Source organism: Rhizobium oryzicola, assembly GCF_030504645.1.
Taxonomy (GTDB): Bacteria; Pseudomonadota; Alphaproteobacteria; order Rhizobiales; family Rhizobiaceae; genus Neorhizobium; species Neorhizobium oryzicola.
This window is the reverse complement of sequence record NZ_JAUKWQ010000004.1, coordinates 407,458-419,364: the sequence shown is the minus strand read 5'-3', so window position 1 is coordinate 419,364 and position 11,907 is coordinate 407,458. Positions and strand designations below refer to the sequence as shown.

10 protein-coding genes are annotated in these 11,907 nt (G+C 57.7%); 3 read left to right on the top strand and 7 right to left on the bottom strand.

The window, feature by feature from the left end; all coding sequences use genetic code 11:
• Window positions 1-57 precede the first annotated feature (57 nt).
• The 3 genes from Q2T52_RS15405 to Q2T52_RS15395 form a co-directional block, all read right to left on the bottom strand.
• Window positions 58-1,296: an acyl-CoA dehydrogenase family protein gene (locus Q2T52_RS15405; RefSeq protein ID WP_302077662.1), complete on the bottom strand. Its 1,239-nt coding sequence runs from the start codon at window positions 1,294-1,296 to the stop codon at window positions 58-60.
• Between the two features lie 121 nt (window positions 1,297-1,417).
• Entirely contained in the window at window positions 1,418-2,209 is a 792-nt protein-coding gene (locus Q2T52_RS15400; protein WP_302077661.1) for an SDR family NAD(P)-dependent oxidoreductase, read from the bottom strand.
• Between the two features lie 31 nt (window positions 2,210-2,240).
• Window positions 2,241-3,011 carry an SDR family NAD(P)-dependent oxidoreductase gene (locus tag Q2T52_RS15395; protein ID WP_302077660.1) on the bottom strand — a complete coding sequence of 257 codons (771 nt, stop codon included), beginning with the start codon at window positions 3,009-3,011 and terminating at the stop codon, window positions 2,241-2,243.
• A 193-nt stretch (window positions 3,012-3,204) separates the two neighbouring features.
• On the opposite strand from Q2T52_RS15395, the gene Q2T52_RS15390 reads away from it, so the two are divergent.
• On the top strand, window positions 3,205-4,164 hold the full coding sequence (locus Q2T52_RS15390; RefSeq protein ID WP_302077659.1) for an alpha/beta hydrolase: 960 nt from the start codon (window positions 3,205-3,207) through the stop codon (window positions 4,162-4,164).
• A 238-nt stretch (window positions 4,165-4,402) separates the two neighbouring features.
• Window positions 4,403-4,942, top strand: coding sequence for a flavin reductase family protein (locus tag Q2T52_RS15385; RefSeq protein WP_302077658.1), 540 nt, complete (start codon window positions 4,403-4,405; stop codon window positions 4,940-4,942).
• 88 nt (window positions 4,943-5,030) lie between these two features.
• Here the strand turns inward: Q2T52_RS15385 and Q2T52_RS15380 are convergent, their stop codons facing one another.
• Window positions 5,031-5,429, bottom strand: a complete 399-nt coding sequence (locus Q2T52_RS15380) for a DoxX family protein (protein WP_302077657.1) — start codon at window positions 5,427-5,429, stop codon at window positions 5,031-5,033.
• A gap of 542 nt (window positions 5,430-5,971) precedes the next feature.
• Between Q2T52_RS15380 and Q2T52_RS15375 the strand changes: the two genes are divergently transcribed.
• A complete protein-coding gene (locus Q2T52_RS15375; RefSeq protein WP_302077656.1) occupies window positions 5,972-7,216 on the top strand; it encodes an ABC transporter substrate-binding protein in 1,245 nt (414 codons plus the stop codon).
• Between the two features lie 280 nt (window positions 7,217-7,496).
• Here Q2T52_RS15375 and Q2T52_RS15370 read toward each other — a convergent pair whose 3' ends face one another.
• Genes Q2T52_RS15370 through Q2T52_RS15360 form a run of 3 tightly spaced genes read right to left on the bottom strand, consistent with a single transcriptional unit; the run spans window position 7,497 to window position 11,022 of the window.
• Window positions 7,497-8,213 carry an ABC transporter ATP-binding protein gene (locus tag Q2T52_RS15370; protein WP_302077655.1) on the bottom strand — a complete coding sequence of 239 codons (717 nt, stop codon included), beginning with the start codon at window positions 8,211-8,213 and terminating at the stop codon, window positions 7,497-7,499.
• Window positions 8,210-9,973, bottom strand: coding sequence for a branched-chain amino acid ABC transporter ATP-binding protein/permease (locus tag Q2T52_RS15365; RefSeq protein ID WP_302077654.1), 1,764 nt, complete (start codon window positions 9,971-9,973; stop codon window positions 8,210-8,212). The genes Q2T52_RS15370 and Q2T52_RS15365 overlap by 4 nt, the downstream gene beginning before the upstream one ends.
• Entirely contained in the window at window positions 9,973-11,022 is a 1,050-nt protein-coding gene (locus Q2T52_RS15360) for a branched-chain amino acid ABC transporter permease (RefSeq protein ID WP_302077653.1), read from the bottom strand. The genes Q2T52_RS15365 and Q2T52_RS15360 overlap by 1 nt, the downstream gene beginning before the upstream one ends.
• Window positions 11,023-11,907: the final 885 nt, after the last annotated feature.

Genomic DNA, 11,907 nt, shown 5'->3' with positions numbered 1-11,907 from the left:
CTCCATGAACCGTTTCCGCAGGTCGAGCAGAATGCGCACCCGCTGGCTGAACCCGATTTACAGCGGCTTGATCTCGACCGGACGGTCAATGAGACCGCGGATTGCCCAGATCTTGTCAGCGGCCTGACCCAGAAGGTCCCGCGCACAATCCTTCGCGAAAGAGTTCGAAACGATGCGATGTTGGGAGGCGGTGAACATGTCTCTGAAGCAACGCTGCAGGGCGGTATCACGAATAGAAATGCCGCCCGCCGCCTTGTGAGCGAACACGCAGACATCGGCAGCCGTGTTCGTGACATGGACCAAAGCAAGTCTCGCCAACGTGTACTGTCGCGTCTGGACCGGGTTGCCGGCCCCCAACGTGTCAGAGATATCGCGCCACACTTCGTAGCAAAGCGCGCGCGCCGCTCTCAACTGCCCTTCGGCAAGCCCGTAATTTTCCTGAAACTGATCGTCTCCACCCTGGACGGCGAGCCGCGATGGTCGGCCATCGGGAGACTCCGCCAGCGCCGCAAGCTCCGTCAGCGCCCTTCGTGCGATCCCCAGGGCTGCGCCCGTATGTCCCAACGGGGACATTCCGACGATTCCGAGCCGAAACAGATTGCCGCCCTGCTGGGCAACATTGGCATCCGGGAAATGCGTGAACTCCTCCGGAACAAAAACATCATTGAACTCGTAATCGACGCTGCCCGTTCCACGAAGGCCGACGACGTCCCAGTTTCCGAGCATTTTCGCCTGCTCCGTGGGTACGATGAATGTTCGGACTTCGGGCTGACCCGTCACCGGATTGACGCGCGGCTTTCCATTCTCGAACACGCGGCCACCGCTGTGGATCCATTGAGAATGGAGAACGCCGCTGCCATAGCTCCAGCGACCGGACAATCGGAAGCCTTTTCCGTCCACATCGGCTCTGCCGAACGGTCCGCCATTTCCGGCGATAATGGGAATACCCCCACTAAATACCTTGCGTGCGCCTTCAGTCGGCAAATAGCCGGATGCGGAGCCGATGGCCACATTGGAAGCCATCACGACCCACCCCGCAGCCGCATCGGCCTCACACAGGGTTTCGTAGACCTCCAGTGCTTCCACGGGACTGACCTCCGCCCCGCCGAACGGCCGCGCCGCCAGCATGGTGAAAAAGCCGTTTTCGCGCAGCGTATCCAGAGTAGGAGACGTAAGGCAGCCGGCAGCCTCGTTCGCTGCCGCATGCGGACGCAGAGCGGGCGCAGCCTCCCGCGCCTTGTCGACCCAGTTTGAAGAATGCGCGGTATTCACCTTCTCGGCGCTCGCCTTTGGCATCGGATTCTCCTCGATCCATGAATGCAGCAATGTCCACCCGCCAAGCCATTGTCGGCAGGCTGCCTTCCGGTGTCTGCCTGACGCCGGATAATCCCGTTTTGTTCTAGACGGTCTTCAACCTTCAGGTGGCAGTCCAGCCACCGTCCTGTACCAGCAGCTGACCCGTCATGTAGGCCGATGCGGGCGACGCAAGATAAAGGGCAACGCCAAGGATTTCCTCCGCCTGGCCGCGTCGCTTCATCGGAATGCGACTGTGGATCGCGGAATAAAACCGCTCCTCGTCTCCACTCGAAGCCTGCTGCCGGCGAGCCGCTCCCAGCCTTGTACCCCCGTGCCAACCCGGCGCGATCGTGTTCGCACGAATGTTGTATTCGGCGTATTCAACGGCGACCTGCTTTGTGAAGCCGATGATGGCGGCTTTCGAGGCTGCATAATCCACCCCCGCTGACACGAAGCCGGGATAGTAGCCACCCATGCCCAGTATCGAGGCCAGATTGATGATGGAGCCGCCCGCCTCGAACATCATCGGAAGTGCGGCGCGCGTGACGAGAAAAGTCCCGGTCAGGTTGATGTCGATGACGCGACGCCAGTCCTCAAGGCGGGTCTCGTGAGTGCGAGCGGGTACGGCCGCAATGCCGGCACTGTTAACGAGCACATGCAATTTCCCCTGCGGGATGCATGCGACGGCTTCTGCGACGGATGCCTCGTCCGACACATCGATCCGGCAGGCAGTTGCCTGCCCGCCGGCGGACGTGATCGCCTGCACGACCTCTGCGCAACGATCCTCGAAAATATCCGCGCAGATCACCGATGCGCCGGCCTTGGCAAAACCTTCTGCCATCACCCGGCCCAATCCACTGCCGCCCCCCGTCACAAGGGCCACTTTGCCATCAAGTCTGAAAAGCTCGTCCAAAACCATCCTCCCTTCACTCAATCACGACAGATCAGCCCGACCGAACCTGGCCGCCATCGACGTAGAGCGTCTGCGCCGTCATGAACGCGGCGTCGTCGCTCATCAGGAAGGACAGAGCACCGGCCAGATCCTTGGGCTCAGACGGGCGTGGAATGGCCTGTCGATTGGCGTGCGCCTCGAAGAGCTGCTCGGATGTCATGCCGTTAAAGTTCGGCTTACGCGCCAGAGTGCCGGGCGTCCGCGTAAAGCCGGGCGCAATCGCATTGACTGTGATTCCATCGGCGCCCAGCTCACTGGCGAGCGCACGCGTAAACCCGATAACGCCAGCCTTGCTTGCAATATAGTGCGTAAGCCCAGGGGCAACCTGGGCATAGGAATTGGAGGTCATGTTGACCACACGGCCCCATTTGCGCTGACGCATGCCTGGTACAAACTGCTTCGCCATCAGGAACATGGAATCGAGATTGACCGTGATCATCTGGCGCCATTGTTCGTAGGACAGGTCCTCGAAACGGCAGCTCGGAAAGATGCCGGCATTGTTGACGAGGACATCGCATCGGCCGAATCCCTCAAGTATGGTGACACCAAGCTGCCTGACTGCTTCGGGATCCCCCACATCGCATGCATGCGCCACGGCCTTGCCGTTCTCCTTCGTGATCTCATCCACCACTTCGTCGGCCGGGATGCGGTCGACGATGACCACGTTCGCACCTTCCTGTGCGACACGCTGGGCAAAAGCGCGCCCAATTCCGGCAGCTCCGCCAGTGATGACAACCACTTTGTTTTGATGACGCTTTTCCATGTCGAGTTCCATCAACTCCAATTGCATAAGGCGTTCTTATATTCTAGAGTTTCAGTTGTCAACGGGCAGTTCCTTGGGTTCGGAATGCACTCGGCCCCTCGGCTGACGAGGAAAACTCCGCGCGTAGCCGCAACACGACGATCAGTTGGATGCCCGTTCTCCCGACCTATGCTCATCCTGTAAGGAACCACCTATGACGTTGAAATCATCCCCTCCGCACCGGGCCTCTCTTGGTGAAATGGACCCGGAATCCATAGCCTTCATGGCAGCGCTGCCCAGAACGGCTGCACCGCCGACGGTGGAGACAATGCGTGAAGGTCTGCGGCGCGCACGGCCTGGATATCAGCCTGAATTGCCGCATGTTGCCTCGACACGAGAGTTTACCCTTGTCGGCGCACATGGTGAGTTTCAGTTGCGCTACCATCGAGGAATGCAGACTGCGAAGGAGGCGGACCTGCCCGTCCTTGTCTGGTTTCATGGCGGCGGCTGGGTCGTCGGCGATCTCGACAGTCACGATTGGGTCTGCCGCGCCATTGCAAATGCCGCCAACTGCGCGATCATCAGCGTCGACTACCATCTCGCGCCGGAACATCCCTTTCCCGCGGCCTTCGATGACGCCTTGACAGCAACGCGCTGGGTTTTTTCGACGGCGGCAGTCTTGAAGATCGACCCGTCACGCATTTTCGTTGGCGGGGACAGTGCCGGCGGCAATCTTGCGGCCGCGACGACGATTGCGCTGATCGGTGACTCGCAAGTCAAGTTGCACGGGCAGGTCCTCGCCTACCCGATTACGGATCTGACATTCGACTACGACCCGCGGTTCGGAAGCGGGGTTGCGCTCACAAACGGTGACATGCACAGGTTCATGGACCTCTATGTGCCCGACACTGCGAAACGGCGGGATTGGCAATGTTCACCGCTTCTGGCACCCAGCCACAAGGGCCTCCCACCGGCGAAGATCATTCTGGCCGGCTTCGATCCGCTTTATGATGAAGGCGAAGCCTATGCGACGCAGCTTGCTTCTGAAGGTGTGGAGACACAGGTTTCACGTTTTCCCGGCCAGATGCACGGTTTCATGTCACGGCCAACGCACATGCCGAAGGCGTATGAAGCCATCTCCGAAATTGCCGAGTTTGTGATAACGCGCTCTTGAGCCATGTTGTAGGTGGCGTGATGCAAGATTCCTGTCGGCGATCGAACACGAATTGCCGGTTTGCTTGTCACCTCAACGAAACGATCTTGATCGCGAACTGGCATCCCACCCGGACCCAACGCCTTTCTGCAGGGGAGCGCAACTGAACGGCAGTTGCCAAGCGCTCACACTTGACGAGGCCCATTCTTTTATACTAGAATTTATAAAGGCTTAAATCCGCTGATGTAGAAGGAGCTTCATGCCCATGCCTCTGACTGATACGGCCGAACCTTCTCCAAGCGCAGCTTTTGATTTGCGCGAACTGAGAGATTGCTTTGGTGCATTCTACACGGGCGTCACGGTCGTCACGACGACAGACGACGCAGGACGTTTTTACGGGACGACCGTCAATTCCTTCAGTTCTCTGTCACTGGATCCGCCCCTGATCTTGTGGAGCCAGCGTCGTGTCGCGGCCACCTTTCCCATCTTTGGTGCCGCACGATACTTCGCCGTCAATATCCTGTCCGAGGATCAGGTTGAGATATCGCGGGTCTTTTCCAGCAGCACCCCCGACAGGTTTGCCGGCGTGAAGACGCAACCAGGGTTGGGCGGCGCGCCCCTCATCCTGGGCTGCTCGGCCTATCTCCAATGTTCAAGGGAGACGAGCTATCCAGGTGGCGACCATGAAATCTTCGTTGGTCGCGTCGAACAGATCGAAACTATGAAGCGCGCGCCGCTGCTGTTCGGTGCGGGAAGCTACCGGACATCTCAGCTCTTGCAAGCGAACATCAGTCAATAAGTTCCTCCCGAGAGAAAGGTCTGTCAGTTTCTCACGGAACTGACAGACCTTTTATATCGACGCTCCGCTCAGCGCGCTCTTGCGAACATTACGCTTCGGCAGGACGACGAAGACCATCCAACGTCCAGCTTCCACCGCCGGCAAAGGCAATATAGAAAAATATGAAGCAGAAGAAGATCGCGGATTCGCCCTGATTCAATGTCGGCCAGAAACTGGAAGGCATGTGGCCCTTGAAGTAGGCGACCGCCATCTCACCGGATGCGATAAAGGCTGCGGGACGCGTCTGATAGCCTATGAGGATCAGGATCGAGGTGACCGCCTCAATGAGACCCGCGGCCAACAGGATCATCGGCAGAGGGCTGGCCACTCCCGGTATCGCTGCCGGAAACTGCAGAAATTTCATCGTTGCATGTTCCAGGAAAAGAAGTGCAGTAACAATCCGAAGAATGGCCAGGATATTCGGTGTCCAGCTATTGAAGTTCGGCATGCTGTTTTCTCCAGTTATTTCTTGTTTCCCTCTGGCAGCAGGCGCTGCCGTTGCTTTCATTCTGCTTGCTCCAGACGAGAGCCAGCCCAACGGTTTGTGAACCGACAAGCAGACTTTATTGCCTGGAAGGTCTACTCCAGGGCACATGGAGAGGTTGAAGGGTTGTCAGGCCCTCATGCTGGAACGACAAGGACGCCAGGTCACCGGAGCACGCACATTTCGTGGACGCTCTCGATCACCCGCCGAAAAGTTTCGTTCTTGATATGCCCAGGGACTTTTGAATCATCCGCAACAACAGGCGTTTGCACATGGTGTGCAGTCGCCCGAAGCCTCGTTCCCTCAATCGGCCCTCCATCTCCCCGCTTTTATATATTCTAGTATTTAACATCGGTCAAATCGGAGAAAATCCTTCATACTGTATCTGGAAAAACCAAGATGCAGACGGTGCCCGCAGATTTGACATTTGTAAGATGCTAGAATATATCATTTCGAGCGATCCGGCGCTGGACACCATTGTTTTGGAATGAATTCGCCGGGCCCAAATGGAGGCGGTGCGTTGGCGGGAACTGGAGAGCCTGCCGTCGCAGGGCTTTAGTGCCCAGTCCGCCGGAACCACATCAGGGAGGAACTTAATGAACCATTTATCGAGACTGGCTTTCGGCGCCTGCATCGGCGCGGTTGTAAGCCTAGCTGCGGCCCTTCAGGCGCAAGCCGAGATTGTCGTTGGAGGGACATTTTCGCTGACCGGCCCGGCCGCCGCGCTTGGAACGTCGTTTCAGAGGACCCTTCCTCTTCTGCCAAAGGAAATCGCCGGAGAACCGGTACGTTACGTCATCGTGGACGATGGCTCGGACCCGTCGGCAGCCGTCCGAAACGTCCGGAAACTCATCACCGAGAACCATGTCGATGTTCTGATCGGCCCCACAAATGCGGCGACCGGTTATGCCATCGCTCCCGTCCTCGGGGAACTGAAGGTGCCCCTGATCTCCGGAACTGCGCTCGATCTTTTCGGCGACAAGAGCGAATGGTTCATCAATTTGTCCACGCCGATCACCATGTGGGTGGCACAGATCGTCAATCACATGAAGGACAGCGGGCTCAAGAAGGTCGCCTTCGTCGGCTACAATGACGTCTACGGCGATACGGCGTTTGCTGCGTTTAAGAAGGATTGCGCCGAGGCCGGTCTCGAAATTGTCGCCGATGAACGTTTTGCCCGCTCCGACACCAGCTTCGTTGGTCAGGCTCTTCGTATCTCGACAGCTAAGCCTGACGGCATCTTCATCGCGGCCTCTGGCAGCCCGGCCGTATTGCCCAACGTGACGCTGCGCGAACGTGGATATAACAAGCCACTCTATAACGCCCCCGTCGCGGTGAGCCAGGATTTCCTCCGTTTGGGCGGCTCGAAGGTGGAAGGGGTTATTTCAGCAGCATACCTGATCGCAGTTCCTCATCAGATCCCCGACAGTAACCCATCGAAGAAGGCGGTGACCGAACTTTTCGACGAGTTCACGAAAATGTATCCCAACATGCAACCCGACACGCAGAACCCGACTGCATATGACTCGGGCGTGGTCCTCAAGATGGTTGCAACCGAGGCGCTGAAGGTGGCAAAGCCCGGCACCGAAGAGTTCCGGGTCGCCATTCGCGATCGCATGCATACGATCAACGGCTTGGTCGGCAGCGTCGGGGTCTACCAATTCAAGCCGGGCGAACCCTACGGTGTTCAGGAGAACAGTATCGCCTTCGTCTACGTCAAGAACGGGAAATGGACATACCTCGGAAAGTAGTTGCCGATCCTTTGGACGGCATGAGAAACCTAAACTATCGCCGGACCGGATGCTATTGCAACTTGTCCGGCGATTGCATTTTTGCTTGGCAAATTATTGGTCGTTCGATGGCGGCGAGGTGTCAGGCTTTGGGCGGAAAACGATGTCAAAACCCGCCATAACGGCTGAATTGGCCGAATTCGAATATCCCGCGCGTTGTGCAAGAATAACGGACGCCTGGCAGAGACAGGTAACGACACGATGGCTCACCCACCGCAGATCTCCGCCATCGGCAGGAAGCTCATGCGCCACCCAGATAGGCTTTTGCCAGGCGCGGGTCTTTGAGCAACTCGGCTGCCGAGTTCTGAAGCGTGACTTCGCCCGTCTCCATGAGGTAGCCGTAGTCCGCGCATTCCAAGGCAGCACGCGCATTCTGTTCCACGAGCAGGATGGCGACGCCGGCTGCTTTCAGTTCCTTGATGATCCGGAAAATCTCCTGGACGATTAGTGGCGCGAGCCCGAGACTCGGCTCATCGAGCATCAGGAGCCTTGGCTGGCTCATGAGCGCCCGGCCGAGCGCAAGCATCTGCCGCTCACCGCCCGAAAGGGTGCTCGCCTGCTGTTTCCGGCGTTCCGCCAGTTTCGGGAAAAAGTCGAACACGTCGGCCATACGGTCCGCCATCCGGCCGCGCTGCCTGCGGTGAACATAATATCCCAGCTGCAGATTGTCCTCCACGGACATCGTCCCGAATAGCTCCCGTCGTTCCGGAACAAGGCACAGTCCCATCTCTGCGCGGTCTTCAACATCGAGAAGATCAAGAGCATGACCGTCGAATTCGAAATGACCTGTCGCGGGGATTAGCCCCACGGCCGCATTCAGCAGCGTCGTCTTGCCGGCGCCGTTGGCGCCGATGATCGTGGCCATCGTACCGGGTGAAACTTCTATGCTTGCGCCGTGTACTGCAGCGATCCTGCCGTAGCTCACCTGCGCGTCGCGCACTTTCAGAATAGGGTTCAAATTATGCCTCCCAAATAGGCTTCGCGCACCACGGGATTGGAACGAATTTCCTCTGGCGTCCCCTCCGCCCGCTGCTTGCCGAAGTCCAGCATGATGATGCGATCGACGAGACCCATCACGAACTCCATGTCATGCTCGACGAGAAGCAGGGTCACGCCGGCAGCGGATATTTCCTTGAGCAAGTGGCTGAGTTGCTCCTTTTCAAGACGCCGCAATCCTGCCGCCGGCTCGTCCAGGAGAAGGATAACCGGATCCGATGCCAGAGCTCTTGCGATCTCGACCGCCCGCTGTTGACCGAGCGGCAGGCTGCTGACCATGTCGTCAGCCCGGTCAAGCAGGCCGATACGCTGCAGCGCCAATGCGGCTTGAGCGCGCACTTGTTTCTCGACTGTGGCATCCAGATGCAGCGCACCGGCGAGAAATCCTGTCTTCGTTCTGGAATAGGCACCCAGCATCACGTTCTCGAGCAGTGACATGTTCGGCCGCAGTTTCACGTGCTGGAACGTGCGTGCGACACCCACCTTGACAAGATGAAGTGGCTTCTCCGACGTCAAGTTCTGTCCGGCGAATGTGACGGTTCCCTTCGTCGGTCGCAGGGCTCCTGAGATCAGGTTGAAGGTCGTACTCTTACCGGCCCCGTTGGGACCGATCAGCGCGACGATTTCACCCGCATTGACCTTGAAGTTGACGTTGTCGACAGCGGTCAAGCCCCCGAACTGCTTTGACAGGCCGGAAACCTCCAAAAGGGGCGACCCGCGCTTCGGAAGTGATCGCCGTTCAAGGGGTTCGGCAGCGAGTGAGACGGGTTCGCGCTTACGCCAACCGAAGCGGGGCAGCAGGCCCACGAGCCCCGACCGAGCATGTTGCAGAACCAGAATAAAGAGGCATCCGTAAATGATCTTCTCGATGTTGCCTGCGCGAGATGTGATCAGCGGCAGCAGATCCTGCAGCACGGAATGCAGCGTGGTGAAGAGCGTGGCGCCAATGATCGCGCCGGCAATGTGACCGGAACCGCCGATGACCGCCATCAGCAGGAACTCGATGCCCGTCTGGATGCTGAACGGATCCGGGCCGACATAGCGCTGGGAGTGCGCGTAAAGCCAACCGGCAAGGCCTGCTAAAAGCGCGGAGATGACGAAGATCCCCAGACGGATGCGGAACTGACTGATCCCGAGGCTTGTGACAAGTGTCTCGCCGCCCTTGAGCGCCCGGATCGCCCGCCCCTGCCTGGACTGCATCAGGCATGTCGTTCCGATCACCACCAGGACAAGGCAGGCAGCGACCAGATAAAAGTACCGTTCTTGAGGTGCCAGAGAAATGCCGGCGATCGAAAGCGCGGGAATATCACTGATGCCCGTGTGACCGCCGAGCTCCTCGATATTGCCGAACAATAATGTGATCACCATGCCCCACGCCAGCGTGACAAGCGCAAGATAGTGGCCCGAGAGGTGCAGCGTTATCATCCCCAGAATCGTGGCTGTCAGCGCTGATAGCGCGAGCGCTACCGGCAGTCCCAGCCACGGGGAGAAACCGAGATTGGCGCTGAGGACGGCCGTCGCATAGGCGCCAAGCCCCACAAAGGCCGACTGGCCAAACGATATCAAGCCTCCCGATCCGGTGAGGATGACGATCCCAATGGCAACGATCGAATATATGCCGACAAAATTCAGTATCGCGATATAGAAACTGCCGAGAACAAAGGGCGCAAGTGCCACAATCATCAGCAGGGCGAGGCTCGGCAGCCCGTAACGAATGGCCATCAGCTTTCCTCCTCCTCTTCTTCAACCTCGGAATGGACAGACAAGCCGCGCAGCAGAACGATGGGGATCAGCAATGCGAACACCGCGACATCCTTCAGGGCGCTTGAATAGAAGGAGCCGAAGGACTCGATGATCCCGACAAGCAGAGAACCAAACAGAGCGAGCGGATAGCTCGCTATGCCGCCGATGGCCGCGCCGACGAAACCCTTTAGGCCGATCAGAAATCCGGTATCCGAATAGACCGTGAGGCTCGGTCCGATCAAAATCCCCGAAATCGCTGCCAGCGCGGCTGCAATGAGAAACGCAGAATTGCCGGCCGACGCCACACGGATCCCCACAAGACGGGCACCCACGCCGTTGACTGCAGTCGCCCGAAGTCCCTTGCCCCACAAGGTGCGCTCGAAAAGGACGTAGAGGCCAACGGCGATGACTGCCAGAGCGATCAGAACTACAACGTTAGCAGCCGGAATTTCAAAACTGCCGATGTTGAGGCTTCCACTGATATACTCCGTTGTCCGGTATCCCTCCGCTCCAAAGAACAGCAGCGCCAGACCTGCCATCGGGAAGTGAACCACGGCCGCCGTCATCAGCAAGGTCAGCACGGAGGCAGTCCGCATGGGCTGGAACACGACACGATACATCAGCGGACCGAGGGGCAGTATGAGCGCAAATGTCAGCGCGATCTGAAAGGCCATCGGCAATTCATATGTCGGAAGCACCGCCGCGACCGCCACTGGCGCACACGGCAACACACCATAAGCGAAAATTGATCGCCACAGCATAGCAAGACGTTTGCGCCTATAAAGCTCGAAGGCTTCCATGAAGAGCGCCAGTCCCGCAAGAATGAGGATAAGCCATACCGTCCCCGGAAGGGTATTCGCCTGAATCGATGCGAGCGTAAGCACGGAATAGGCAATCAGGTCGCCATATGAAACAAACGCGATGCGCGTTATTTTGAAAACGAGAACCGTGCCGAGAGAAAGCAGCGCATAAATTGCGCCACCGGCAACTCCTTCTCTCAGGAGAAGCAGGGCAATGTCGAAGTTCATTTTAGAGATTCGCTCCCGACGATTATGCGTTTTAGGATCGCAGTGAAGGATGATCCACCGAGCGTTTGGCGCGGCATCTTCTCTCGCGCCAATCAGAAATGCCGCTCACCGAGACTGCCGCAAAAAACTGGCCATCTTCCAAAGCCTCCACTCGAACCGTCCTCCACCCCACGCCCTCTGGCTTCGCAAGCCATTTCCCCGCGCACCGCCACATACAGACGAAAGCCGCTTTTCTTATATTCTAGAGTATTAGACCAGGGCTTGACGCGAGTCAACTTCGAAGGGGCACCCGCTGGTGACAGGAAACTGAGGACGCAAGAAACCCCAGCGGCGCAATCGCAAAGCCGGTAAGATTCTCAATTCTGATTTTTGGTCCGCCACACCCCAATTCATCGGAGCTTCATGGGCGATCCGCGGAATTTCCTCCTTGTCTTCGGTCCCGCCTTTGTTGGCAGCCACGGGCCGCTGCGAAAACGGGAGCGGATGCGACCAAACTTCAGATGACCGGGAAGGCTTCAGCGCTTCGTCGCCATTCCCCCAGTCGCCCGCAACCTCTTCGTGCCGCCCGACTCATGTCGTTTCCGCATTCCAAAACCGCACTCACGTCATGCTAGCAATTGCAGAATGGCAGACTGCGGCCGGAACCATCGCCCTACATCAGCCCCATGGAATATTGGCTTCTGTACATTCAAATTGAATTTAATCAATAAGACCGATTTCCGAGATTTTATGAACGTTTCCTATCGTAACCGATCATCAAAATAATTTAACGTGGAATTTTCGGGAAACATGATGACAATGTCACCAATCTTTACTACGAAATTTCCGAACAAGACACCGTTCTATATTTTCGAATCGCCATAAAATACAGCATATTATATACAA